This window comes from Sphingomonas sorbitolis (genome assembly GCF_036663875.1).
In the GTDB taxonomy this organism is placed as follows: Bacteria; Pseudomonadota; Alphaproteobacteria; order Sphingomonadales; family Sphingomonadaceae; genus Sphingomonas.
On sequence record NZ_JAXOJS010000001.1, the window covers coordinates 422,847 to 448,491 of the forward strand.

23 protein-coding genes are annotated in these 25,645 nt (G+C 66.0%); 15 read left to right on the top strand and 8 right to left on the bottom strand.

Features of this window, described 5'->3' with window-relative positions:
* Positions 1–42 precede the first annotated feature (42 nt).
* Positions 43–1,518: a leucyl aminopeptidase gene (locus tag U1763_RS01710; RefSeq protein ID WP_332753833.1), complete on the bottom strand. Its 1,476-nt coding sequence runs from the start codon at positions 1,516–1,518 to the stop codon at positions 43–45.
* 173 nt (positions 1,519–1,691) lie between these two features.
* On the opposite strand from U1763_RS01710, the gene U1763_RS01715 reads away from it, so the two are divergent.
* The 4 genes from U1763_RS01715 (at position 1,692) to rsmA (ending at position 7,386) form a co-directional block, all read left to right on the top strand.
* On the top strand, positions 1,692–3,956 hold the full coding sequence (locus U1763_RS01715; protein ID WP_332753834.1) for an LPS-assembly protein LptD: 2,265 nt from the start codon (positions 1,692–1,694) through the stop codon (positions 3,954–3,956).
* Positions 3,957–4,035: 79 nt separating this feature from the next.
* Entirely contained in the window at positions 4,036–5,529 is a 1,494-nt protein-coding gene (locus U1763_RS01720) for a peptidylprolyl isomerase (protein WP_443026867.1), read from the top strand.
* On the top strand, positions 5,507–6,544 hold the full coding sequence (gene pdxA / locus U1763_RS01725) for a 4-hydroxythreonine-4-phosphate dehydrogenase PdxA (RefSeq protein ID WP_332753835.1): 1,038 nt from the start codon (positions 5,507–5,509) through the stop codon (positions 6,542–6,544). Before U1763_RS01720 ends, pdxA begins: the two co-directional genes overlap by 23 nt.
* An 11-nt stretch (positions 6,545–6,555) precedes the next feature.
* The gene (gene rsmA / locus U1763_RS01730; RefSeq protein ID WP_332753836.1) at positions 6,556–7,386 is read left to right on the top strand and encodes a 16S rRNA (adenine(1518)-N(6)/adenine(1519)-N(6))-dimethyltransferase RsmA; all 831 of its coding nucleotides are present in this window, start codon (positions 6,556–6,558) and stop codon (positions 7,384–7,386) included.
* Between the two features lie 153 nt (positions 7,387–7,539).
* Here the strand turns inward: rsmA and U1763_RS01735 are convergent, their stop codons facing one another.
* The 3 genes from U1763_RS01735 to guaB form a co-directional block, all read right to left on the bottom strand.
* Positions 7,540–8,040, bottom strand: coding sequence for a tetratricopeptide repeat protein (locus U1763_RS01735; RefSeq protein ID WP_332753837.1), 501 nt, complete (start codon positions 8,038–8,040; stop codon positions 7,540–7,542).
* A gap of 32 nt (positions 8,041–8,072) precedes the next feature.
* Positions 8,073–9,260 carry an RsmB/NOP family class I SAM-dependent RNA methyltransferase gene (locus tag U1763_RS01740; protein WP_332753838.1) on the bottom strand — a complete coding sequence of 396 codons (1,188 nt, stop codon included), beginning with the start codon at positions 9,258–9,260 and terminating at the stop codon, positions 8,073–8,075.
* Between the two features lie 452 nt (positions 9,261–9,712).
* Positions 9,713–11,170 (bottom strand): IMP dehydrogenase, encoded by a 1,458-nt coding sequence (gene guaB / locus U1763_RS01745; protein WP_056048837.1) that lies wholly within the window; start codon positions 11,168–11,170, stop codon positions 9,713–9,715.
* Positions 11,171–11,303: 133 nt separating this feature from the next.
* Between guaB and U1763_RS01750 the strand changes: the two genes are divergently transcribed.
* Both U1763_RS01750 and U1763_RS01755 read left to right on the top strand, forming a co-directional pair.
* Positions 11,304–12,290 (top strand): SPFH domain-containing protein, encoded by a 987-nt coding sequence (locus U1763_RS01750; RefSeq protein ID WP_332753839.1) that lies wholly within the window; start codon positions 11,304–11,306, stop codon positions 12,288–12,290.
* Complete coding sequence (locus tag U1763_RS01755; protein WP_332753840.1) at positions 12,290–12,751, top strand: NfeD family protein; 462 nt, start codon at positions 12,290–12,292, stop codon at positions 12,749–12,751. Before U1763_RS01750 ends, U1763_RS01755 begins: the two co-directional genes overlap by 1 nt.
* 163 nt (positions 12,752–12,914) lie before the next feature.
* Here U1763_RS01755 and U1763_RS01760 read toward each other — a convergent pair whose 3' ends face one another.
* Positions 12,915–14,525 (bottom strand): phosphoenolpyruvate carboxykinase, encoded by a 1,611-nt coding sequence (locus U1763_RS01760; protein ID WP_332753841.1) that lies wholly within the window; start codon positions 14,523–14,525, stop codon positions 12,915–12,917.
* Positions 14,526–14,705: 180 nt separating this feature from the next.
* Between U1763_RS01760 and U1763_RS01765 the strand changes: the two genes are divergently transcribed.
* The 9 genes from U1763_RS01765 to U1763_RS01805 all read left to right on the top strand — a co-directional run bounded on the left by U1763_RS01765 (position 14,706) and on the right by U1763_RS01805 (position 21,949).
* Positions 14,706–15,413 carry a response regulator transcription factor gene (locus U1763_RS01765; protein WP_056058673.1) on the top strand — a complete coding sequence of 236 codons (708 nt, stop codon included), beginning with the start codon at positions 14,706–14,708 and terminating at the stop codon, positions 15,411–15,413.
* Positions 15,382–16,965, top strand: coding sequence for a sensor histidine kinase (locus tag U1763_RS01770; RefSeq protein ID WP_332753842.1), 1,584 nt, complete (start codon positions 15,382–15,384; stop codon positions 16,963–16,965). The genes U1763_RS01765 and U1763_RS01770 overlap by 32 nt, the downstream gene beginning before the upstream one ends.
* A gap of 6 nt (positions 16,966–16,971) precedes the next feature.
* Positions 16,972–17,406, top strand: a complete 435-nt coding sequence (locus U1763_RS01775; RefSeq protein WP_332753843.1) for an HPr kinase/phosphorylase — start codon at positions 16,972–16,974, stop codon at positions 17,404–17,406.
* Positions 17,407–17,416: 10 nt separating this feature from the next.
* Positions 17,417–18,331: an RNase adapter RapZ gene (gene rapZ / locus U1763_RS01780; RefSeq protein ID WP_132733993.1), complete on the top strand. Its 915-nt coding sequence runs from the start codon at positions 17,417–17,419 to the stop codon at positions 18,329–18,331.
* Between the two features lie 15 nt (positions 18,332–18,346).
* Positions 18,347–18,754: a PTS sugar transporter subunit IIA gene (locus tag U1763_RS01785; RefSeq protein WP_132896320.1), complete on the top strand. Its 408-nt coding sequence runs from the start codon at positions 18,347–18,349 to the stop codon at positions 18,752–18,754.
* Positions 18,751–19,026 carry an HPr family phosphocarrier protein gene (locus tag U1763_RS01790; RefSeq protein ID WP_132733989.1) on the top strand — a complete coding sequence of 92 codons (276 nt, stop codon included), beginning with the start codon at positions 18,751–18,753 and terminating at the stop codon, positions 19,024–19,026. The genes U1763_RS01785 and U1763_RS01790 overlap by 4 nt, the downstream gene beginning before the upstream one ends.
* A 105-nt stretch (positions 19,027–19,131) precedes the next feature.
* Positions 19,132–19,935, top strand: coding sequence for a TrmH family RNA methyltransferase (locus tag U1763_RS01795; protein ID WP_332753844.1), 804 nt, complete (start codon positions 19,132–19,134; stop codon positions 19,933–19,935).
* A gap of 140 nt (positions 19,936–20,075) precedes the next feature.
* The gene (locus U1763_RS01800) at positions 20,076–21,602 is read left to right on the top strand and encodes a L,D-transpeptidase family protein (RefSeq protein ID WP_332753845.1); all 1,527 of its coding nucleotides are present in this window, start codon (positions 20,076–20,078) and stop codon (positions 21,600–21,602) included.
* 11 nt (positions 21,603–21,613) lie between these two features.
* Positions 21,614–21,949 (top strand): hypothetical protein, encoded by a 336-nt coding sequence (locus U1763_RS01805; protein WP_132733984.1) that lies wholly within the window; start codon positions 21,614–21,616, stop codon positions 21,947–21,949.
* An 81-nt stretch (positions 21,950–22,030) separates the two neighbouring features.
* On the opposite strand, the gene U1763_RS01810 is transcribed toward U1763_RS01805, so the two are convergent.
* Genes U1763_RS01810 through cysD form a run of 3 tightly spaced genes read right to left on the bottom strand, consistent with a single transcriptional unit; the run spans position 22,031 to position 25,601 of the window.
* On the bottom strand, positions 22,031–22,756 hold the full coding sequence (locus U1763_RS01810; RefSeq protein WP_332754391.1) for a 3'(2'),5'-bisphosphate nucleotidase CysQ: 726 nt from the start codon (positions 22,754–22,756) through the stop codon (positions 22,031–22,033).
* A gap of 5 nt (positions 22,757–22,761) precedes the next feature.
* Positions 22,762–24,675 (bottom strand): sulfate adenylyltransferase subunit CysN, encoded by a 1,914-nt coding sequence (gene cysN, locus U1763_RS01815; protein ID WP_332753846.1) that lies wholly within the window; start codon positions 24,673–24,675, stop codon positions 22,762–22,764.
* Complete coding sequence (gene cysD, locus U1763_RS01820; protein ID WP_332753847.1) at positions 24,675–25,601, bottom strand: sulfate adenylyltransferase subunit CysD; 927 nt, start codon at positions 25,599–25,601, stop codon at positions 24,675–24,677. Before cysD ends, cysN begins: the two co-directional genes overlap by 1 nt.
* Positions 25,602–25,645 lie beyond the last annotated feature (44 nt).

A 25,645-nucleotide genomic window follows, 5' to 3' on the forward strand; every position in this document is an offset into this window, starting at 1 on the left:
CTCCCCTAACCCCTCCCGCAAGCGGGAGGGGAATTCTTGCGTTCAGCTCTCGAAATTGTCGGCGACGAACTGGTCGAGCAGGCGCACGCCATAACCCGTAGCGCCCTTGTCGTGGTTGGTGCCGGGCTTGTCCGACCAGACCATGCCGGCGATGTCGAGATGCGCCCACTTCACGCCCTCGTCGACGAAGCGCTTGATGAACTGCGCGGCGGTGATCGAGCCGGCGCCGCGGGGGCCGACGTTCTTCATGTCGGCGATCGGCGAGTCGATCAGCTTGTCGTAGGCGGGCGACAGCGGGAAGCGCCAGAGCGTGTCGCCGGTGGTCTTGCCTGCCGCGATCAGCTGGTCGGCGAGCGCGTCGTCGTTGGCGAAGATGCCGCCGTTCTCGGTGCCGAGCGCGACGATCATCGCGCCGGTGAGCGTCGCGAGATCGACGATCGTGGTCGGCTTGTGCGCCTGCTGTACCCAGGTCACGCAGTCGCAGAGCACGAGACGACCCTCGGCGTCGGTGTTGAGCACTTCGATGGTCTGGCCCGACATCGAGGTGATGACGTCGCTCGGACGCAGCGCGGCGCCGTCGGGCATGTTCTCGACCAGGCCCATGACGCCGACGACGTTCGCCTTGGCCTTGCGGCTGGCGAGCGCCTTCATCGCGCCGGCGACGGCACCTGCGCCGCCCATGTCCCACTTCATGTCTTCCATGCCCGCACCGGGCTTGATCGAGATGCCGCCCGAATCGAACGTCACGCCCTTGCCGACGAACGCTAGGGTGGGCGCGTCGGCCCCTGCCCCGTTCCACTTCAGCGCGAGAATGCGTGCTTCACGGCGCGAGCCCTGGCTGACGCCGAGCAGCGAGCCCATGCCGAGTTCGGTCATCTGCGCTTCGTCGAGCACGGTGATCTCAAGCCCGAGACCCTCGACGTCCTTGGTCACCTTCTCGACGAAGCTTTCGGGGTAGACGACGTTCGGCGGAGAGGTGACCAGCCAGCGCGTCAGGTCGAGACCGCCAGTGACCGCGGACGCCTCGGTCCAGGCGGCGTCTGTCCCGTCGGGCGCGCCGGCGATCGTGATCTCGGTCAGCGTCGGCTTCGACTTCTCGGCGAGCTTGGTGCGGTACGTGTCGTAGCGCCATGCGCGCTGAACAGCGGCGGCGGCGAAGTGTGCAGCGGCCTTTGGGGTCGGCGTGGCACCGGCAGAGAGATCGGCGACGACCGACGTTGCGCCCGAGGTCAGCAGGCGTCCGGTGATCGCACCGCCGGCCTTTTCCCAATCGGCGGTGTCGCCCGCGCCGACGCCGACCAGCAGGACCTGACGGACCTTACCCTCGACCGACACGAACAGCTCGACCACCGCGCCAGCTTCACCCGCGAAGCGTGCCGCGGCAGTTGCGCTGGTCGCAAGCGCCTCGGCATCGCCACCGATCGCGCGCCAAGTCACCTGCGCCATGCCGTCCTTCGCGACCGGAACGGCGAGAATCGGGGCATTAGCGGGGACGGTAGGCGCGAAGACGATTTGCATGAAGAAACCTCGGGAAGCGTTTTGAACGGATACACTAAGTTGATGCCGCATGCCCGGCAAAGCAAGGTGGCGGCCTGCCATCGCACGGCGATTGCAGCGAAGCCCCGGTGGTGCGATAGGCGGGCGATAGGGCGGCAAATGGCTGCCGAGTGCCAAAGGGGTTGGTTCGGATCGTGTTGCGTATCGACCTTTTGACGGGTTGTGCCGTTTCGCTCGCGCTGGCGTGCGGACTGGCGACTTCCCCCGTGCAGGCTCAGGATTTCCAGAACCGCCCGGTCGCGCCGCCGGTACAGGACGCACCGGTCGCGAACACGCCTGCTGCAGCTCCCGCCGAGGATCAGGTCCAGTTCAGCGCTAACGGCCTGGAATACGACACGAATACGGAAATCGTCACCGCCAACGGCGAAGTCCGTATGTTCCGGCAAGGCAGTCGCCTGCGCGCCGACAAGGTCGTCTGGAACCGCAAGACCGGCAAGGTCGTCGCGACGGGCAATATCGCGGTCACCAATCCCGAAGGCGACATTGCCTATGGCGATGAGATCAATCTGACCGACTCGCTCAAGGACGGCGTGGTCGACAACATGCTCGTCGTTCTCGAACAAGGCGGGCGCCTCGCGGCCAAGCAGGGCACGCGCGAGACCGACGGCACGGTCAATCTGAAGAGCGCCGCCTACACCCCGTGCGGCGTCACGAACTCGGCGGGCTGCCCCAAGGAGCCGACGTGGAAGATCACCGCGGTCCGCGTCACCTATCGCCCCGAGCGCAAGCGCATCTATTATTCGGGCGCACGGCTGCATCTGTTCGGACTGCCGAGCCTGCCTTTGCCCAAATTCTCCAACCCGGTCGGCGGCGGCAGCGACAGCGGGCTGCTCTCGCCCAACGGTGGCTATAGCCGCGTCAACGGCCTCGAAGTCAGCGTCCCCTATTATTGGAAGCTCGCCCCGAACCAGGGTTTGGTCATTACGCCGCACATCTACAGCAGCGTGCTGCCGATGGCGCAGGTCGATTATTCCGCGCTCAATTCGAAGGGCGCGTTCAGCGTTCGCGCCTATGCGACCGAAAGCCGCCGCAGCGACGACTTGACCACTGGGGCGTCCACCGACACCAGCATGGCGTTCCGCGGCTATATCGACGGCATGGCGCGCTATCAGCTTTCGCCGAACTGGACCGCGAGCGGCTCGCTTCGCCTGACGACCGACCGGACGTTCCTGCGCCGCTACGATATCTCGCGAGACGACCGGCTGCGCACCACGGCGAGCCTGGAGCGGATCGACGACACCAGTTATTTCTCGCTAAGCGGTTGGTACGCCCAGACGTTGCGCGTCAACGACAGCCAGGGTCAGCAGCCTATCGCGCTGCCGGAAATCGATTATCGCAAGCGCTTCGACGATGGCCTCGTCGGCGGTAAGTTCCAACTTCAGCTTAACACGCTCGCGCTGACCCGCACCGACGGCCAGGACACGCAGCGCGCGTTCGCCAGCCTGCAATGGGACCTGCGTCGCTTCACCAACTGGGGCCAGGAGGTCACCTTCACGGCGTTTGCGCGCGGCGACCTCTACAATACCAACGACATCTCCGAGACCATCGTCAATTACCAGGGGCTGGAAGGCTTCCACCAGCGGGTAATCGGCGCGGCCGCGGTCGACGTGAAATGGCCGTTCATCGGCACGTTCCTGGGCGGGACGCAGCGCTTCACCCCGCGCGTCCAGTTCGTCGCCGCCCCGAAGGTCGCCAACCTCTCGCTGCCCAACGAGGATTCGCGCGCAGTCGATCTCGACGACACCAACCTCTTCTCGCTCAACCGGTTCGCCGGGTATGACAGGTTCGAGGATTCGTCACGCGTCACCTATGGCGGCGAATGGGCACTCGACCTGCCGGGGATCAGCTTCACGACCAATGTCGGGCAGAGCTACCGTGTCGACAAGCGGCCGACCATCCTGCCCGACGGTACCGGCCTCAGCGATCGGTTCTCCGACATCGTCGGGCGCAGCGAATTGCGGTTCCGCGACTTCGTCTCGATCGTCCACCGCTACCGGCTCGACAAGGACGGCTTTGCGATCCGTCGCAACGAAGTCGACGCGACGATCGGTTCGCGCGCGACCTATGTGCTGGTCGGCTACCTCAAACTCAACCGCAACATCGACGCGTCGATCGAAGATCTGCGCGACCGCGAGGAAGTCCGTCTCGCCGGCCGCGTCCAGTTCGCGCGCTTCTGGTCCGCATTCGGCTCGGGCGTGGTCGATCTGACCAACACCGCGGAGGATCCGCTTTCCCGCAGCGACGGCTTCACGCCGATCCGCCACCGGATCGGCATCCAGTATGAAGACGATTGCCTCCGCCTGGGCGGCACCTGGCGGCGGACCTACAACGACACCGGCGACGCGCGGAAGGGCAACAGCTTCCTGTTGACGCTGGCCTTCACCAACCTCGGCCGCTAAGCCCGCGTTCAGCTACTCTGGGGCAACCCGCGTCGGATATGCGTCGTCATGGCAATGATGGCGCGATGTACGGCGTGCGATGATGGGATACCGACACTTGAAGCATGATGTTCGACTGGCGGCGCGTGGCGGCCGTGTGATCGGTGGGGTGGTTCTGGCCGCTTTGGCGGCAAGCGCGATCGCGCAGGCTGTGCCGCCACAGGGCACGGCGCCTCAGGCTGCGCCGCCCAAGGGCGCACCGCGCGGTGCTCAGGCGCAGGCTCAGACCCCGGGTCAAACCCCAGGTCAAACCCCAGGTCAAACGGTGCAGGATCAGAGCGTGCCGGACAATACCGGTCTCGACATCCCGACCAACCTCCAGATCTTCGGCAAGCTCGATCCGAACGTCCGCAAGCCGACCGCGATCGTCAACGACACCGTGATCACGGGCACCGACGTCGACCAGCGCGTGGCGCTGGTGGCGATGGCGAACGAGGCAAAGCTATCGCCGGAGGATCGCGAGCGGCTGAAGCTCCAGGTGCTCCGCCAGCTGATCGACGAAACGCTCCAGATCCAGGAAGCGAAGACCGCCGACATCACGATCACCCCGGCCGAGCTCACGCAGAGCTATGACGCGGTGTCGAAGCGGTTCAACCGCACACCGGTCGCGATGCGCGCCTATCTGCGCGAGTCCGGTTCGTCCGAGCGGTCGCTGAAGCGCCAGATCGAGGGTGAGCTTGCGTGGCAGCGCTATCTGCGTCGCCGGGTCGAGCCGTTCGTCAACGTCGGCGACGAGGAAGTGAAGTCGATCATCGACCGTCTCCAGGCCGCCAAGGGCACCGACGAGTTCAACCTCAAGGAAATCTACCTCGCGGCAACGCCGGCGAACAGCCAGCAGGTCTATGCGAACGCCAAACAGATCCTGCAGGAAATCCAGAAGGGTGCGCAGCCGTTCGAATATTATGCACGTCAGTTCTCCGAAGCGTCGACCCGCGCGGTCGGTGGCGATCTCGGCTGGATCCGTGCGGCGACGTTGCCGGCGCAGCTGGCCGAAGCCGCGACGACGATGCAGGTCGGTCAGGTTGCCGGACCGATCGAGGTCTCGGGCGGCTATTCGATCCTGTACCTCACCGACAAGCGCCAGGTGCTGACCGCCGATCCGCGTGACGCCAAGCTCAGCCTGAAGCAGCTCACCTTGCGCTTCCCGCCGAACACCAACCAGGCGCAGGCTTCGGCTCGCGCGCAGGCGTTCGCGAAGGCGACGCAGGAGTTGCGTGGCTGCGGCACGGTCGAGAAGGTGGCGGCCGGGATCGGCGCGGACGTGGTGGACAACGATACGGTCCGGATTCGCGACCTGCCGCCGCAGCTCCAGGAAGTGATGTTGAAGCTTCAGGTCGGTGAATCGAGCCCGCCGTTCGGGTCCGCCGAGCAGGGCGTTCGTGCGCTGGTGCTGTGCGGGCGCGACGAAGCGGCTGGCGGATCGGTGCCCAACTCCGAGCAGATCCAGGGCCAGCTCGAACAGCAGCGCGTCAATCTGCGCGCGCAGCAGAAGCTGCGCGATCTGCGGCGCGATGCCGTGGTCGAATATCGGTGATCGCGGCATGACGCGCGTCCAGCCGCTGGCGGTGTCGATGGGCGATCCTGCCGGGATCGGGCCCGAGATCATCGCCAAGGCGTGGGATGCGCGTGCAACGCATAGCCTGCCGCCTTTCGTGGCGGTGGGCGATGCGCGTGCGATCGAGCGGGTCTGGGCGGGCCCGATCGCGCGCGTCGCGGACATGACCGCCGCGGCCGACGCGTTCGCAACGGCATTGCCGGTGCTCACCGTCGGCGATGCAGGCGCGATCGTTCCGGGCGAGCCGGACGCCGATGGTGCGCGGTGTGCGCTGCATTCGCTCGAGCTCGCCGTCGGCTTGGTCCGCACAGGTGCAGCGCGTGCGCTCGTAACGGGCCCCGTGTCTAAGTCCCAGCTGTATGCGATCGGCTTCAGTCATCCGGGGCAGACCGAGTTCGTGGCCGAGCGCTACGGCGTCGCGGGCGACAACGCTGTGATGATGTTGGCCGGACCTTCGCTGAAGGTGGTGCCGATCACGACGCACGTGCCGTTGAAAGACGTCTCCGCGATGCTGACGGTCGATCTGATCGTCGCCAAGGCGCGCGCGACCGCACGCGGACTGTTGCGGAACTTCGGGATCGAGAACCCGCGGCTCGCCTTTGCGGGGTTCAATCCGCATGCCGGCGAACAGGGTGCGCTCGGGCGGGAAGAGATCGAGATTATCGCGCCGGCGATCGCGATCCTCTGCGAGGAAGGCATTGATGCGACCGGGCCGTTTGCGGCGGACACGATGTTCCACCCGCGCGCGCGAGAGACCTATGACGTCGTGATGTGCTGCTATCACGACCAGGCGCTCGTCCCGTTAAAGACGATTCATTTCGACGAAGGCGTCAACATGACGCTCGGCTTGCCGATCGTGCGGACATCGCCCGATCACGGCACCGCGTTCGCGATCGCGGGCAAGAACCTCGCCGAGCCTGGCGCGATGATCGCGGCGATCGCGATGGCGGGTGAGGCGGCGGACCGGCGCGCGCAGACCGCCGCCCAGTCGTGAGCGGACCAGCTATGACGGACCTCCCCCCGCTGCGCGAGGTCATCGCGCGCTATGGCTTGAACGCGAGCAAGGCGCTTGGGCAGAATTTCCTGTTCGACGGGCAGTTGCTCAAGCGCATCGCGGCGGTGCCGGGTGATCTTCAGGATGCCGAGGTGCTCGAAGTCGGCCCCGGTCCTGGTGGCCTGACGCGGGCGCTGCTCGCGGCGGGTGCGCGCGTTACGGCGATCGAGCGTGACCGGCGGTGTATCCCGGCGCTGGCGGAACTCGGCGAGGCGTACCCGGGGCAGCTACGTGTGATCGAGGGCGATGCGATGGAAATCGATGCCCCTGCGCTGTTCGAGGGCAAGCCGCATATCGTGTCGAACCTGCCGTATAATATCGGCACCGCGTTGCTGGTCGGGTGGCTGTCGACATCGTGGCTGCCGTGGTGGCAGTCGTGCACGCTGATGTTCCAGAAGGAAGTCGCGGAGCGGATCGTCGCGAAGACGAACGACGATCATTATGGGCGGCTGGCTGTGCTGGCGCAGTGGCGCTCGACCGCGCGGATCGCGATGCCGGTGCACCGGTCGGCGTTTACGCCACCGCCGAAGGTGATGTCGGCGGTGGTGCACCTGGTGCCGGTCGAGGCGCCGGAGGGGGTGAACTTTGCGGTGCTGGAGCGGCTGACGGGCGCGGCGTTCGGGCAGCGGCGCAAGATGCTCCGGCAGAGCCTGAAGGGCGTGCCGGGGGCGCTCGATGCACTGGAGCGGATCGGGGTGGAGGCGACGCGGCGGGCGGAGACGTTGTCAGTGGAGGATTTCGTGGCGCTGGCGAAAGCGGTCGGAGCGCCCCGGGGCGACTAGCCTACACGCGCAGGACGTTTCGAGGAGTACCTCCCCGGCGGAGGCCGGGACCCAGTTGGAAGAGGCGTAGTAACGACCCGCCGTCCGAAGTTATAACCGTTCCCCAGCTGGGCCCCGGCCTCCGCCGGGGAGGTGCAGCTTTCGCGGGAACCCTCAGTCCTTGGCGGCGACCGGGGTTTTCTCGACCTGTGCGGTTGCGATCGGCGGCCCCTTGGCAATCACCGCGGCTAGTTGCGTCGCCTCGGGGCACGCGCCCTTGCAGAGCGTGCGGATCTTCACGAGATTGTCCTTCGCACGGACCACTGCGCCCTTGGCGACCAGCGCCTCGCCCTGGCCCTTCAGTGCGGCGACATCGTTCGGTTCGAGCAACAACGCCTCGCGGTACAGCCGGATCGCCTTGCCCGGCAGATCGCGGCTCTCGGCGACCTGGGCGAGCAGCAGGAACGCCGCGCGGTTGCGCGGGTCGACCGCGACCGACGTTTCCAGCACATCGGTCGCGCCGTCGAGATTGCCCGCCGTCATCAACGAACGCCCCTGCGCTAGAAGCTGCATCGAGCGGGCATCGATCTGCGCGTCGGGACGCTGCCCGCTGAGCGAGGTCGATACGCACACGAGAGTCAGCGTGGCGGCAAGGGCAACGGACGAAAAACGCATGATCGTCTCCAGGCGGGTCATTAACCGGCTGGCTAGCACGCAGCCCGGAGGCGCGCGACAAAAAAGCCGTCGGTGCTGTCGCGGCCGGGTTCCAGGCGGACGCCGTGACCGTGTTTGGCGCCGGCGGGGAGCGTCAGGGGCTCGGTCGTCCAGCCGGGATGCGCGTTGAGGAACCAGGTGACTTGGTCGGTACCCTCGGCGTCGAGCAGCGAGCAGACGATGTAGACGAGCGCGCCGCCGGGCTTGACCAGCGTGGCGGCCACGGAGAGCACTTGCTGCTGCGTCGATTGCAGCCGCGAGACGCGGTCGGGGGTAAGCCGCCAGCGCGCCTCGGGATTGCGCCGCCATGTGCCGGTGCCCGAGCAGGGGGCGTCGACAAGCACGCCATCGGCACGGCCTGCCCACTCGCTGAGCGCCTCGATCTCGCGCGTCGGGTTGAGCAAGCGGCTCTCGACGATCGTTGCGCCGGCGCGGGTGGCGCGGGGGGCGAGGCGCGAGAGGCGGTTGCGGTCGGTGTCGCAGGCGAGAATTACGCCTTCGTTCTTCATCGTTGCGGCCAACGCAAGGGTCTTGCCGCCGGCGCCGGCGCAGAGATCGACGATGCGTTCGCCGGATTTCGCCTGCATCGCGAGGCCGACGAGTTGGCTGCCTTCGTCCTGCACTTCGAGCGCGCCTTCGTTGAAGAGCGGGAGCGCTTCGACGTTAGTGCCGGTGGGGAGGCGGATGCCGTCCGGGGCGTGGGGGGTGGCTTCGGCGTCGGGAAGTGCTGCGAGGACGGTCGCGCGGTCGGCGATCAGCGTGTTGACGCGGAGATCGAGCGTGGCGCGGCCGGCTAGGTCGGTCAGTGCGGCGCCGTCGAGACCGGAGGCGCGGAGGGCCTTGCTCAGCCACTGCGGCGCGACGCCGGCGCGGGCGCGGGGTTCGTCCTTGGCGATCGGGGCGGGCGCGTGGGTGGAGCCGTCGAAGGTCGCGGCGACTTCCGGATCGGCGTCGGCGACGAGTAGCATCGCGGCGCGACCGTTTTCGGGGCGGTCTCCGGCCTTGCGGATCGCGGCGTAGACGAGCTCGCGGACCGCGCGGCGGTCCTTCGAGCCGGCGTAGCGGCGGGTCTGAAAATAGCGCGCGATCAGCGTGTCGGCGGCAGCGCCGGACTCGCGGGCGGCGGCGATGATCTGGTCCAGGAGTTCGATCGCGGCTTGGGTGCGTGCGGGGGGGGTCACTTCTGGGCTCCCGACTTTGCGTGGGTTCGGGGGGAGGCTTGGTACGGAGTGTTCGTCATCATCCCCTCCCCTAGCCCCTCCCGCGAGCGGGAGGGGAATAATTTCGGGTTGGCCGCCACATAGCAGCGCATCCCACCCGTTCACCCGACATCCCTTTCCCCGTCTCATCCCTTTCCCCGTCATCCCGGCGAACGCCGGGACCCATGGTTGCGATTTGAGTGATGGTTGCGCGCTACGCTGGGTCCACCGTGTCCGTGGGTCCCGGCGTTCGCCGGGATGACGGAAGGGTGTGACCATTGTCACGTCGTTCTGGCTTAGGACCCGCATACAATCGTCATTCCCGCGCAGGCGAAGATGACGATTGTGAGTAGGGATACTTCCCAGTCGCTGGCCAGTGAGCAAGCGGCAACCGACCCAAGCCCGCTTCCCTTTCCAGCGAGGGGGAAGCGCCGTTACCGCGTCGGGTAGTTCGGCGCTTCGCGCGTGATCGTGACGTCGTGAACATGGCTCTCCATCAACCCGGCACCGGTGATCTGCACGAACTCCGCCCGCGCCTGGAGATCCGGGATCGTCGCGGAGCCGGTATAGCCCATCGCCGCCTTGATGCCGCCGACCAGCTGGTGAACGACATCCCTCGCCGGGCCCTTGTACGCGACCTGCCCCTCAATGCCTTCGGGCACGAGCTTCAGCTGGTCCTTGATGTCGCCCTGGAAATAGCGGTCCGCCGACCCGCGGCCCATCGCGCCGACCGAGCCCATGCCGCGGTACGATTTGTACGCGCGGCCCTGGTACAGGAATGTCTCGCCAGGGGCCTCGTCGGTGCCTGCGAGCAGCGAGCCGATCATGACGGTCGACGCCCCCGCTGCGAGCGCCTTGGCCATGTCGCCCGAGGTGCGGATGCCGCCGTCGGCGATCACCGGCACGCCAGCCTTGTGGCCCGCCTCCGCGCAATCCATCACGGCTGTAAGCTGCGGTACGCCGACGCCAGCCACTACCCGCGTCGTGCAGATCGAGCCCGGGCCGATGCCGACCTTGATCCCGTCCGCGCCCGCACCGATCAGCGCACGCGTCGCTTCACCGGTCGCGACGTTGCCCGCTACCACCTGGACAGAGTTGGACAGCTTCTTCACCCGCTCGACCGCACGGCCGACGTCGCGGTTGTGGCCGTGCGCGGTGTCGATCACGATCAGGTCGCAGCCGGCGTCGACCAGTTGCTCCGTCCGATCGAAGCCCTTGTCGCCAACCGTCGTCGCCGCGGCCACGCGCAGGCGGCCCGCCTCGTCCTTGGTCGCATCCGGGAACATCACCGCCTTCTCGATGTCCTTGACGGTGATCAGACCGACGCAGCGATACTGCGCGTCGACGACCAGCAGCTTCTCGATGCGGCGGGCGTGGAGAAGGCGACGCGCCTCTTCCTTGCCGACTTCGGTCGAGACCGTCGCGAGATTCTCATGCGTCATCAGCTCGCTGACGGGCTGTTTCGGATCGCCCGCGAACCGCACGTCGCGGTTGGTGAGGATACCGACGAGCTTGCCGTCCGCTTCCACCACCGGGATGCCGCTGATGCGGTGGCCCGACATGAGGGCCTGCGCCTCGCCGAGAGTCGCGGTCGGCTTGATCGTGATCGGGTTGACCACCATGCCCGACTCGAACCGCTTGACCTGACGGACCGCGATGACCTGCTCCTCGACGGTCAGGTTGCGGTGGAGCACGCCGATGCCGCCGAGCTGTGCCATTACGATCGCCATGTCGGCTTCGGTGACGGTGTCCATCGCGGACGAGAGGATCGGGATGTTGAGCGCGATACCGCGCGTCAGCTGAGTCCGGGTATCGGCCTGGCTTGGCAGCACGTCCGATTCCCCCGGATACAGGAGGACGTCGTCGAATGTGAGGCCGAGGCGGATATCCATGAGAGCTGCCGTTCCTGGGTATGAGGTGGCGCGCCATGTAACCAAAGGCGGCGCGTACGGCTAGGCCTGATGTCTGGCTCCAGGGGGCAGCGACGTGCTATAGCGGTGCGATACACGGATGGGGGATTGTTCGATGGGCCTGATCGTTGCCGCGCTCCTGCTGGCGCTGGTGCTGCTGTACCTCTTCACCAGCATCAAGATCGTCCATCAGGGCTATCAATACACGATCGAGCATTTCGGCCGCTTCACCACGGTCGCGCGGCCCGGGTTCAATTTCTACCCGGCGTTCTTCTATCGCGTCGGCCGGAAGGTGAACATGATGGAGCAGGTGATCGACATCCCCGGCCAGGAGATCATCACCAAGGACAATGCGATGATCTCGACCGATGGGGTCGTGTTTTTCCAGGTGCTCGACTCGGCGAAGGCGGCGTATGAGGTGTCGGACCTGTACCAGGCGCTGTTGCAGCTCACGACGACCAACCTGCGCACCGTGATGGGATCGATGGACCTCGACGAAACGCTGTCGAAGCGCGACGAGATCAATGCGCGGCTGCTGAACGTGGTCGATCACGCGACGACGCCGTGGGGCGTGAAGATCACGCGCGTCGAGATCAAGGACATCCGCCCGCCCGCCGACATCGTCAACGCGATGGGGCGGCAGATGAAGGCCGAGCGCGAGAAGCGGGCCAACATCCTCGACGCCGAGGGCTCGCGGGCTTCGGAAATTCTCCGCGCCGAGGGGCAGAAGCAGGCGCGAATCCTCGAGTCCGAGGGGCGCAAGGAGTCGGCGTTCCGCGATGCCGAGGCGCGGGAGCGGGCGGCGGTGGCGGAGGCTTCGGCAACGCGCGCGGTGTCGCAGGCGATCGAGGAGGGTGGCGCTCAAGCGATCAATTACTTCATCGCGCAGAAATACGTCGAGGCGATCGGCAAGTTCGCGACCTCGCCTAATGCGAAGACGATCCTGTTTCCGGTCGAGGCTACGCAATTGATGGGGACGCTTGGCGGGATCGGCGAGCTGGCCAAGGATGCGTTGCGCGATGCGGTCGCGTCGCCACCGGCCAAGCCTGCCGCGCGAGGGCCGTTCGAGTTGTCGAAGTCGACCGAGATTTCGAAGAGCTGATGGACGCGCTTGACGGGATCGGCGGTGCGGCTGGCGCGTGGCTGATTGCGGCGCTGGTGCTGGGGATCGCAGAGCTTGCGGTGCCGGGCGTGTTCCTGGTGTTCCTCGCCATCGCTGCGGCGGTGACCGGCGCAGCGGTGTTCGTGTTGCCGGACCTGCCGGCGGCGGCGCAACTGGCTGCCTTCGGCGTTTGGAGTGCGGTTACGGTGCTGATCGGGAAGCGCTGGTACCGAGATTATCCGGTCGAGGGTGGGGATCCGATGTTGAACGATCGTTCTGCTCGGCTGGTGGGTCAGGTTGTGGTGGTGGAGGCCGCGATCGTCGGCGGGCGTGGTCGGGTGCTGGTGGGCGACGGGAGCTGGCCAGCTAGGGGTGAAGATGCCTCGGTTGGAATGCGCGTTCGCATCACTGCGGTTGTGGATGGCGAAATCGTGGTGGAACCCCTCGACTCGTCATCCTGACGAAAGTCAGGACCCAGAGCCATGAGACGCGACGCCTGGTACTCTGGGTCCTGACTTTCGTCAGGATGACGGGTGGGGACAGGGCACGCCGTATCACGTGCCCTCACCTTCCCACTCGACTTCGTCGTGCGGGCCCCTTCCTCTCCCCGGAGGGAGAGGAGGTTTAGGCTACCTCTCGAACCTTCGGGGCCGACTGCCTCACACCTTCGTCGACATGCTCGGCGAATTGGGCGAAGTTCTCGACGAACAGGTCGACCAGCTTGGCGGCCGTCGCGTCGTACGCATCCTTGTCTGCCCAAGTCGTGCGCGGATCCAAGATGGCGCTGTCGACGCCCGGTACACTTACCGGGACCTGGAACCCGAAGTTCGGGTCCGTCCGGAACTCCGCATCGTTCAGGCTCCCATCGAGTGCGGCGTTTAGCAACGCCCGCGTCGCCTTGATCGGCATGCGGTTGCCGACGCCGTATTTGCCGCCGGTCCAGCCGGTGTTGACCAGCCAGCAATCGACGCCGCCCTTCGCGATCCGCTCCTTGAGCAAATTGCCATAGACCGACGGATGCCGCGGCATGAACGGTGCGCCGAAGCAGGTCGAGAAGGTCGCGTCCGGTTCGGTGACGCCGATCTCGGTCCCGGCGACGCGCGCGGTGTAGCCCGACAGGAAATGGTACATAGCCTGGTCGGGCGTCAGCTTCGCGATCGGCGGCAGCACGCCGTACGCGTCCGCGGTCAGCATCACGATGTTGCGCGGCACCGGGCCCATGTTTTCGGCGGACGCATTCGGGATGAAGTCGATCGGATACGCGCCGCGACTGTTCTCGGCGAGCGTGTGGTCGTCGAGATCGAGCAACCGCGTTGCTGGGTCCATCACGACGTTCTCCAGCACCGTCCCGAACCGCTTGGTGGTCGCGAAAATCTCGGGTTCGGCATCGGCGGACAAGCGGATCATCTTGGCATAGCAACCGCCCTCGAAATTAAAGACCGCGGTGTCGGACCAGCCATGCTCGTCGTCGCCGATCAGCGTCCGGCTGGCATCGGCCGATAGCGTGGTCTTGCCAGTGCCGGACAGGCCAAAGAACACCGCGGTGTCGCCGTTCGCGCCCATGTTGGCCGAGCAATGCATCGGCATCACCCCGGTCGGCGGCAGCAGATAGTTGAGCAGGCCGAACACCGACTTCTTCATCTCGCCTGCGTATTTGGTGCCGCCGATCAGGATCAGCTTGTCGGTGAAGTTCACCGCAATCACCGTCTCGCTGCGGCAGCCGTGCCGAGCGGGATCGGCGCGGAAGCTGGGCAGGTCGACGATCGTGTAGTCGGCGACGAAGTCCTTCAGCGCCGCCTGTTCGGGCCGCACCAGCATCGTCCGGATGAAGAGGTTATGCCAGGCCAGTTCGGTGACGACGCGGACGTTGACGCGGTGATCGGCCTGCGATCCGCCGTACAGATCCTGCACGAACAGCTCGTCCTTCTGCGCCAGCACCGCGAAGAAATCTTCCTTCAGTGCGGCGAAATGCGCGGGCTCCATCGCCTTGTTGCTTTTGCCCCACCAGACGGTCGCGTCGGTTTCGGCATCGCGGACGATGAACTTGTCCTGCGCCGATCGCCCGGTATGCGCGCCGGTCTCGACCACTAGCGGACCGTCGGCGGACAACGTTCCCTCGCGCCGTTCCAGCGCCGCCTCGACGAGCTGCGCGGTAACCAGGTTCCAGTGCAGATTGGCGCGGGTTTCGATCCCCTGCGCGGATAGGCCGACGGCCGGAATACGCTCGCTCGACACGGCATCTCTCTCCTAAGTTTTTGTCGCATACGTATGTATGTCGTTGCGGCCGGCTGTACGGGTCAGCTTTCCACCGGTCAAATCCACTGAGCCACGACGCTGTCCCGATACGGCTCTAGTTGAGTGCCGCGGCGGTTTGCCCTACGCCGACACGCCAACGACCGAGGCAAAGCTTCCCAGATGACGGCAACGATCGCGCTGGTCGACGACGACCGCAACATCCTGACATCCGTGTCGATCGCGCTGCAGACCGAGGGCTTCGTCACGCGCGTCTATTCGGACGGCGAGACGGCGTTGAAGGCGCTGACCGACAACCCTCCCGATCTTGCAGTGTTCGACATCAAGATGCCGCGGATGGACGGGCTCGAACTGCTGCGTCGGCTGCGCGAGAAGAGCCAGATCCCGGTGATTTTTCTCACCAGCAAGGACGACGAGCTCGACGAGGCGCTCGGGCTCGCGATGGGCGCGGACGATTACATCGCCAAGCCGTTCTCGCAGCGACTGCTGATCGCCCGCATCCGCGCGATCCTGCGGCGTACCGAGCTGACGCAATCGCCGGGCACCGAGACCGAGGCCGAAGCGGCGGGGCCGCTAGATCGCGGGCGGCTCAGCATGGACCCGGCTCGGCACCGGACGTTGTGGGGCGGCGAGCCGGTCACGCTGACGGTGACCGAGTTCATGATCCTCGAGACGCTCGCGCAGCGCCCCGGCATCGTCAAGACGCGCAACCAGCTGATGGATGCGGCGTACCAGGACGACATCTATGTCGACGACCGGACCATCGACAGCCACATAAAACGGCTCCGCCGCAAATTCAGGCAGGTCGATCCCGCGTTCGACGCTATCGAGACATTATATGGTGCCGGGTATCGATTTTCTGAGGAATGAGCTGGGGGTCGACGGGCGCGATCTCACGCTGCGCTGGTCGGGACAGATCTCGCTCACGCGGCGGATTCTCGCGGTCAACATCTTCGCATTGCTGCTGCTGGCGGGCGGGTTCTTCTATCTCGACTCGTATCGCAGCCGGGTCGTCGACAATCGTGTCGCACAGACCGCGCGTGAAGCGCGGCTGATCGGCGAGGCGATCGCCGCCGTCGATCCGACGCTGCGCGATCCGCTGGTGGTCAGGCTCGCGCGTGACACGGGCTCGCGTATCCGGTTGTTCGACGGCACGGGACGGACGACCGTTGACAGCCGCGTGCTGGGCCTGCGCAATTTCGTGCTGATGGACCCGGACAAGGAAGATTGGGACCAGACGATCGCCCGCTTCCTGGACGCGGCGATCGACGTCATCGTCATGGCGCCGCGCCCGCCGCTCTACCGCGAGCGCAGCGGTACGCAGCAATGGCCTGATGTGACGGCGGTCCGCGGACGCAGCATGGTATCGACGACGGTCTGGCGGGCGCCCGATCGTACGCCGGTGCTGACCGCCGCCGCGCCGCTGCCGATGGGCGGCGTCGTGATGACCACGGTCAACGCACGCGATATCACCAAGACGGTGCGCATCGAGCGGTTCCGGCTCAGCATGGTGCTGCTCGGCGTGTCGATCGTCTCGATCCTGTTGTCGCTGTTCCTCGCGCGCACGATCGTCCGCCCGCTTCGCCGCCTTGCGCGTGCCGCTGTGCGTGTCCGGCTGGGTCGTGCTCGCGAGGTCGTCGTCCCCCGACTCCCCTCGCGCCGCGACGAACTTGGCATGCTCGCACGCGCACTCTCCGACATGAGTCTCGCGCTCAGGGCCCGCATCGACGCCACCGAGGCGTTTGCCGCCGACGTGACGCACGAGATGAAGAACCCCCTCGCCTCGCTCCGGTCCGCGGTCGAGGGACTGTCGCGCGTCAAGGATCCGGCGCTCCAGGCACAATTGCTCGCGATCGTCCGCGACGACGTCCGCCGGCTCGACCGCCTGCTCTCCGATATCTCCGAAGCGTCACGGCTCGACGCACAGCTCAGTCGGGCGAAGTTCGAGCCGGTCGATGTCGCCGCCATGATCGACGGTCTGGTCGCGCAACGCGACGCACGCGGGGTCGAGCGTGGTATCCGCCTCCGGTTCGATCGCAACCCCGACGATCGCACGGTCATATTCGGCGAAGGCGCGCGGCTCGAACGAGTCTTCGAGAATTTGATCGACAACGCGCTCTCCTTCTCGCCCGACGCGGGGCTCATTGCGATCTCCGCCATCCGCGAAGGCGAGGACCTCGTCATCCGCGTCGAGGACGAAGGTCCCGGCGTTCCGGAAGAGGCGCGCGAAGACGTGTTCAAGCGCTTTCATTCGGTCCGCCCCGACAGCGAGACGTTCGGCCAGCATTCTGGATTGGGGCTGGCGATCGCGCGGACGATCGTCGACGGCCATCAGGGCACGATCTTCGTCGAATCCCGCGAAGACCGGCTCGACGGCGCGCGCTTCGTGGTAAGGCTACCGCTCGCCGACATGCCGGAGTAAGGACGCTTGGTGGTCGTCCCCTCCTCCGACAGGCTCCACGCCACCACGGTCGCCATCGGCGGCGTGGCGGTCATGATCGAGGGCGTGTCCGGATCGGGCAAGTCCGACCTCGCCTTACGCCTGATCGACCGCGGTGCCGTCCTCGTCAGTGACGACCAGACGCTCGTGATCCGCGCCGGCAAAATGCTCCGCGCACGCGCACCGGCGACGATCGCCGGCCGGATCGAAGTCCGGGGAATCGGTATCCTCGCCATGCCCTATGTCGAGGATGTTCCCGTCGGCCTTCTTGTCCGCGTCGATGGCGCGATAGACCGCATGCCCGAACGCCGCGCCCGAAAAATCGCCGGGATCGAAATCCGTCAGTTCGCGGTCGATCCGTTCGAAGCCTCCGCACCGATCAAGGTCGAACTCGCATTGTGCAATCCGGAGCCTCTAGAATGATGTGTTCGCCATGACTCGACCGAAGGACATCCTACTCGTCACCGGCATGTCTGGGGCGGGCAAGTCGACCGTCCTCAAGACGCTCGAGGATCTCGGCTGGGAGGTCGTCGACAATCTCCCGCTGTTGCTGCTCGACCGCCTCCTCGATGCACCGCTTCCCGAAGGATCGACCGACGATTCGCGACCGCTCGCGATCGGTATCGGCGCGAGGACCCGCGATTTCGATCCGGAGCGGATTATCCGCCGAATCCGCGATCTGCGTGATCGTCACGGCTTGGAGGTCGGGATCCTGTTCCTCGACTGCTCCGGTAGCGAACTCGAACGCCGCTATTCCGAGACGCGGCGGCGGCACCCGCTCGCGCTCGATCGTCCCGCCAATGACGGCATCGGTCGTGAACGCGAGTTGCTCGCCCCGTTGCGCGACTGGGCGAACCGGCTGATCGACACCACCGACATGGCGGCGAACGAGCTCGCCCAACAAATCCGCACGAGCTTCGGTGGCGACGATCTCGGTGAGCCGACTCTGTCGATCCGATCGTTCGGGTTCGCCCGCGGGCTGCCGCGCAACGCCGATCTGGTGTTCGACATGCGCTTCCTCCGTAATCCGCACTGGGACGCAGCACTCCGTCCCGGTACCGGGCTCGACGCAGACGTCTCTGCCTACATCATCGAGGATCCCGCCTACGAAGCCGCAGTGAGTCGAATCGAGGAGCTGCTGATGTTGTTGCTCCCGCGCTACCGGGCGGAGGGCAAGTCCTACGTCACGGTGGCATTCGGGTGTACCGGAGGGAGACACCGGTCGGTGCATGTCGCCGACCGTGTCGCCCGACGGTTGCGCGACGCGGGATTTTCGCCCAGTATCGTTCACCGCGACCTGGGGGCCGCTCCACAAGATGCGCTCGAAGGATCACCGGTCGTCTTATGAGTATGAAACGCTGATATGATCGGCCTTGTTCTAGTAACCCACGGTCGATTGGCCGAGGAATTCGTTCGCGCGATGATCCATGTCGTCGGCCCGCAAGAACGCGTCGAGCCGATCGCGATCGGTCCCGACGACGATATGGAAGAGCGCCGCGCGGATATCGCCGCCGCAATCCAGGCGGTCGATGTCGGCCGCGGCGTGATCGTGCTGACCGACCTGTTCGGCGGCACCCCGTCCAACCTTGCCATCTCGCTGATGGAGCGCGGGCGGATCGAGGTGATCGCGGGCATGAACCTGCCGATGCTGATCCGGCTCGGCTCGGCGCGCAAGTCGATGACGGTCGTCGCTGCGGTCGCGGCCGCACGTGAGGCGGGTCGCAAATATATCTCGGTAGCATCCGAGGTTCTCGGCGAGGCGGCCGCGTGAGCCAGGTCTCGCGCACCGTGCAGATCACCAACCGCCGCGGGCTTCACGCGCGGGCGAGCGCCAAGTTCGTCACGCTCGCCTCCTCGCATCCGGTCGAGGTTAGCGTCACGAAGGACGGGTCGGATCACGTCACCGGCACTTCGATCATGGGGCTGATGATGCTTGGCGCGGCGATGGGCGACGCGATCACGATCAGCGCGAGCGGCGATGGCGCGGAGCATACGGTGGCTGCGCTGGCCGAACTGGTCGAGGCGAAGTTCGGCGAGGATTGACGATCTTCCCCCCTTCCGCTTGCGGGAGGGGTCGGGGGAGGGCATGAGCGACGGCGTGTTTACAAACCCCTCCCCACGCCCTCCCGCACGCGGAAGGGGCGCTAGATGCCCCGCGAGATAACCGCCTTTTCGAACCCGCTGATCAAGTACGTCCGCGACCTGCGCGACAAGCGACATCGGCGCGCGGCGAAGCAGTTCCTCGCCGAGGGCCTGCGCATCCTCACCGAGGCGCGCGAGACCGGCCGCCTGCCCCGCACCTTGTTCTATGCAGCGGCCAGCGCGAACCATCCGTTGGTGCACGCGCTGTCGATGGACGTCGAGGATGCCGGCGGTGATTCGATCCAGACCACGCCGGATATTCTGTCGAAGCTGTCGGGCAAGGATAACCCGCAAGCCGTGGTCGGCGTGTTCGACGAGTTCGACGCGACGCTCGAAGACCTCGATCGCACCAGCTCCGGCATCTGGCTCGTCGCGGAACGCCTGCGCGATCCCGGCAATCTTGGCACAATCCTGCGCACCGGCGACGCGGTCGGCGCGGGTGGACTGATCCTGATCGGCGAGTCGGTCGACCCCTTCTCGGTCGAGGCGGTCCGCGCGAGCATGGGCGCGCTGTTCACGATCCCGGTGGTGAAGACCGAATGGGCGCCGTTCCAGACCTGGCTTCGGACCGGTCCCGGCCAGCTGGTCGGTCTCAGCCTCGATACCGACAAGGATTACCGCTCCGCCACCTATACCGGCCCGACCTTCCTGCTCACCGGCAACGAAGCGCAGGGCATGCCGCCCGAAATGGCCGAAGCCTGCGACGTGCTGGTCAAGATTCCGATGCTGGGCAAGGCGGACAGCCTCAACGCTGCCGTCGCGACGGCCGTGATGGCCTATGAAGTGCTTGCCCGGAAGGAAAAACCTTAATCCGTAGCCTCAACCGTTAATTTTGCCCGATTGGCGATGCTTAGCGAGTCCGGTTCAGCTAAGGGAGAGCTACGTCGTGCGAAAGCATCGACCAGATACAAGACAGGACGATTATGGCTCGCGGTTTCGATGATGGACGAATGAAGACTGGCGTGATCCGGTCCGTGCTCGCGGCGGCCCCGCTGTTGATGGCAACTCCGTCGTTCGCGCAGGTCACGCCGCCGCCGGTCGTCCCGACCACGCCTGCTGCCATGCCAACTCCGTCGTTCGCGCAGGTCACGCCGCCGCCGGTCGTCCCGACCACGCCTGCTGCCATGCCAACGCCGACGCTCGCGCCACCGGTGATCACCGTGCCGCCGCTGAGCGACACGCAGGCCGCGCTGCTCGACAAGCTGCTCAATGGCGACATCGTCGCACAGGGCCTGAAGTCCGCCGCCACGGTATCGACCAGCGCGCCGAGCAAGGACGAACTCGTCCGTGCCGCGCTCGACCATGCGCGCGCGGTGCATGCCGGTCGTCTTAGCGGCGCCGATTTCCAGAAGGATTGGGGCCTGCGTCCGCCCGCCTATGATCCGACCCCGGCATTTGCCGACGCAGTCCGGCTCGATCGGATCGCGGCGTGGTTCGCGTCGCTGCCGCCGCCCTATGCCGGTTATGACGGGCTTCGCAAGGGTCTCCAGAACTACCGTTCGATCGCCGCTGCCGGTGGCTGGTCGCCGCTCGCATCCGGCCCGGATTTCACGATCGGTGCGTCGGGTCCGCGGGTGTTGGCGCTGCGCAAGCGGCTCGCGGCCGAGGACAAGGACGTCTCGACGAGCGGCGACAAATTCGATGCCGCGCTCGTCGATGCGGTCCGTCGCGCGCAACGACGCTACGGCCTCAACCCCAGCGGGATTGTCTCGACGCAGACGCTGGCTGCGCTCAATGTGTCGGCAACCGACCGCGTGCGTCAGATCATGGCGAACATGGAGCGCTGGCGCTGGCTGCCGCAGGACCTGCCGCGCGACCGGATCCAGGTGAACATCGCCGCCGCCGTGCTGACCGTGTTTGATGGCGACACGCCGGTGCAGTCGATGCGCGCGGTCACCGGGCGACCGGGCGACGAAACGCCGATGCTCTCGTCGACGATCCACAGCATCGTCATCAACCCGCCCTGGAACGTGCCGACGTCGATCGCTACGAAGGAATTGTGGCCGAAGGAACGCGCGAACCCGGGCTATTTCAAGCGCAACGGCATCAAGGTGATCGACGGCACGCGGCTTCAGCAACAGGCTGGCGATCAGAGCGCGCTGGGGCGGTTCAAGTTCGACTTCGCCAACGATTATTCGGTGTACCTCCACGACACGCCGAGCCGTGCGAAGTTCGCAAGCTTCAGCCGGCTTGCGAGCCATGGCTGCGTTCGCCTTGAAAAGCCTGCCGAACTTGCCGACCTGCTGCTCAAGGGCGATCCCGCGTGGACGCCCGAGATGGTCGATGCCGCGGTTGCCAAGGGTGACACGGTCCGTGCCCGCCTGACCAAGCCTGTGTCGGTCTATCTGCTCTACTGGACCGCATTTGCCAGCGGCAACGGCCAGATGAACTTTCGCGCCGATCCCTATGACTGGGACGGCATCCTTGCCTCCAAGATCGAGGCGCGCACCGCACGCCAGACGATCGCCGCTCGCTGAGAGGGTCAGACATGACGATTTCCACCCGCACCCGTACCGCCATCGCCGGCGGCCTGCTAGCCGCCATGGCGCTGGCCGGCTGCTCTCGTTCCGAGCCTGAGCAGCCGCCGACGGACACCAACATGGTCGAGGATACCGGCGTGACCGAGACCGAGGCGGCCCCTGCCCCGGTCGAGGCGGCACCGGTCGAAGCCGCACCGGCAGCACCCGCTGTGGTCGAACCGCCACGCGAAAAACCGGTCGCGCCGGACGAGCAGATGCTTGACGATGCCGACGCCACGGGCATGACCGCTCGGGTTACGCGCGATGAGGCTCCGGTAGAGAACGACGCCGAACCGCAGCAGTAATGTGTTCTCCTGCGCATGCAGGAGTCCAGGGTTACGGGTGTTGACGTTTGTAACCCTGGGCTCCTGCCTTCGCAGGAGAACCTACGCTACCATCGCCGCCATCACCCGGTCACGCAATGCAACCGGGCAGATCAGCAGGTCGGGCATGTAGACATCCCGACAATTATACACCAACGGCGACCCGTCGATCCGGCTGCAATGCAACCCGAACGCCGCCGCCACCGCGACCGGCGCGGCGGAATCCCACTCATACTGCCCGCCAGAATGCAGGTAGATATCCGCCTCGCCGCGGACCACCGCCATCGCCTTTGCGCCGGCCGAGCCCATCGGGATCAGCATCGCTCCCAGGACCTCGGCGACCTTCACCGCCTCGGGCGCGGGCCGCGTCCGGCTGACGACCATCCGCAGCGGATCGGCCGGTGGCGGTACGGGCACGGGTTGATCCGAGCGCAGGACGAGCCCCAATCCCGGCAGCGCGACCGCGCCGACCGTCGCGACCCCGTCGATCGCAAGCGCGACATGCACCGCCCAGTCGTCGCGCGCCTCGCCATATTCGCGCGTTCCGTCGACCGGATCGACGATCCACACGCGCGACATCGCCGTCCGCGTCCCGTCGCACCGCCGCTCCTCCGACAACAGACCGTCGTTCGGCCGCGCATCCTGCAGCGCGTGAACGAGGAAGGCGTTCGCGGTCTCGTCCCCGGCCTTGCCGAGCGCGCCGGGCGAGAACACGCCCGACCGTCGCACTTCGAGCAGCAACCGCCCCGCCGTCTCGGCCAGATGCGCGGCGAGTTCGCCATCGGTCATCACGCTCATGGGATCAGCATCGCGACGATCGCATCGGCCGCCTCGTCGGGAGTCATGCCCGACGTGTCGATCCGGATCTCCGGGTTGGCCGGCGCTTCATAGGGGGAGTCGATCCCGGTGAAGTTGGTCAGTTTCCCCGCCCGGGCCTTCGCATACAGCCCCTTCACGTCGCGGCGCTCCGCCTCCGCGAGCGGCGTGTCGATATGCACCTCGATGAACTCGCCCGGCGCCATCATCTGCCGCACCATCTCACGCTCGGCGCGGAACGGCGAGATGAACGCGGTGATCACGATCAGCCCGGCATCGGTCATCAGCTTGGCGACCTCGCCGACGCGGCGGATATTCTCGACCCGGTCCGCATCAGTGAAGCCGAGATCGCGGTTCAGCCCGTGGCGTACATTGTCGCCGTCAAGCAGGAACGTATGGCGGTTCATGCGCGCGAGCTTCATCTCGACCAGATTGGCGATCGTAGACTTCCCCGCGCCCGACAGACCAGTGAACCACAGCACTGCCGCCTTCTGGTTCTTCAGCGCGGCGTGCGCCTCTCGGCCGATATCGGTCGCCTGCCAGTGCACGTTCTGCGCACGCCGGAGCGAAAAGTGCAGCATCCCCGCCGCGACGGTCGCGTTGGTGATCTTGTCGACCAGGATGAACCCGCCGAGCTGGCGATTGTCTGCGTAGGGCTCGAACACCAGCGGTCGGTCTGTCGACAGGTTGGCGACGCCGATCGCGTTAAGCTCCAACGTCTTGGCAGCGAGCCGCTCCAGCGTGTTGACATTGATCGCGTATTTCGGCTGCTGGATGGTCGCCGTCACGGTCTGCGTCGCGAGTTTCAGCCAGTAAGGACGTCCCGGCAGCATCTCCTCGTCTGCCATCCAGACGACGGTCGCCTCGAACTGATCGGCAGCCTCGGGGGGGGATTCAGCGGCAACGATGACGTCACCGCGCGAGCAATCGATCTCGTCCGCGAGCGTCAGCGTGACCGATTGCCCGGCGACGGCGCTCGACAGATCGCCGCCGAACGTGACGACCCGAGCGATCGTCGAAGTACGCCCGCCCGGCAGGATGCGCACCGCGTCACCCGGTGCGATCGAACCGCTCGCGACCAGGCCGGAAAAGCCCCGGAAATCGAGGTTCGGACGGTTCACCCACTGCACGGGCATCCGGAATGCGCCGGCCTGATCCTCGCTGACGTCGAGCATCACCGTATCGAGATGGTCGATCAGCGTCGGACCGTCATACCAAGGCGTATTCGCGCTCGCGGCGGTAATGTTGTCGCCCTTGAATCCCGAGATCGGCATCGGCGTAAAACCGGCGATCCCGATCGACTCCGCGAACGCCGCATAGTCCGCCACGATCCGGTCGTAGGTCGCCTGCTCGTACCCGACGAGGTCCATCTTGTTCACCGCCAACACGAGGTGCCGGATGCCGATCAGGTGCGCGAGATAGCTGTGGCGCTTGGTCTGCGTCAGGATGCCCTTGCGCGCATCGACCAGGATCACCGCGAGATCGGCGGTCGACGCACCGGTGATCATGTTGCGCGTATATTGCTCGTGCCCCGGCGTATCCGCGACGATGAACTTGCGCTTCTCGGTCGAGAAATAGCGATAGGCGACGTCGATCGTAATGCCCTGCTCGCGCTCGGCGGCGAGCCCGTCGACCAGCAACGCGAAATCGATCTCCTGGCCTTGCGTGCCGACCTTCTTCGAATCGCTCTCCAGCGCAGCGAGCTGATCCTCGAAGATCATCTTAGAATCATACAGCAACCGCCCGATAAGCGTGGACTTTCCATCGTCCACTGACCCGCAGGTAATGAACCGGAGCAGGCTCTTATGCTGGTGCTGGAACAGATAGGCGTCGATGTCCTCGGCGATGATGTCTTGCACCTGATAGGCGGACTCTTGCACGCGCGTTGCCATCAGAAATAGCCCTCCTGCTTCTTCTTCTCCATGCTGGCCGAGCCCGCGTCGCGGTCGATCGCGCGGCCCTGGCGTTCGCTGGTAGTAGTCAGCAGCATCTCCTGGATCACCGCGGACAGGTTGTCGGCCTCGCTCTCTACCGCCCCCGTCAGCGGGTAGCAGCCAAGCGTGCGGAATCGGATCGAGCGCTCGACCGGCACCTCGCCGGGCTCCAGCCGAAAGCGATCGTCGTCGACCATCAATAGCATGCCGTCGCGCTCGACGGTGGGGCGCGGGGCGGCGAAATAGAGCGGGACGATGGGGATGTCCTCGAGCTGGATATATTGCCAGACGTCGAGTTCGGTCCAGTTCGAGATCGGGAAGACGCGGATGCTCTCGCCCTTCGCTTTCCGCGCGTTGTAGAGGTTCCACAGCTCGGGGCGCTGTTGCTTCGGATCCCAGCGGTGATGCGCCGCGCGGAACGAGAAGACGCGTTCCTTCGCGCGGCTCTTTTCCTCGTCGCGCCGCGCCCCGCCGAACGCCGCATCGAAGTCGTGAAGGTCGAGCGCCTGCTTGAGCCCCTCGGTCTTCCAAATATCGGTGTGGAGCGCGCCGTGATCGAACGGGTTGATCCCGCGCGCCTCGGCCTCGGGGTTCTTGTAGACGAGCAGCTCCATGCCGCTCTCCGCCGCCATCCGGTCGCGCAGGTCGTACATCGCCTTGAACTTCCACGTCGTATCGACGTGCAGCAGCGGGAATGGCGGCGGCGACGGGTAAAAGGCCTTCCGCGCGAGATGCAGCATCACCGCGGAATCCTTGCCGACGCTGTAGAGCATCACCGGGCGCTCGCACTCGGCGACCACCTCGCGAAGGATGTGGATGCTCTCGGCCTCGAGCCGCTGGAGATGCGTGAGCGACACGGGGCCGGTATCTGAAAGTTTCGTCATCCTCCTCGACGTAGGGCGTCGGGGCGGCGCGTACAGCATCGTAT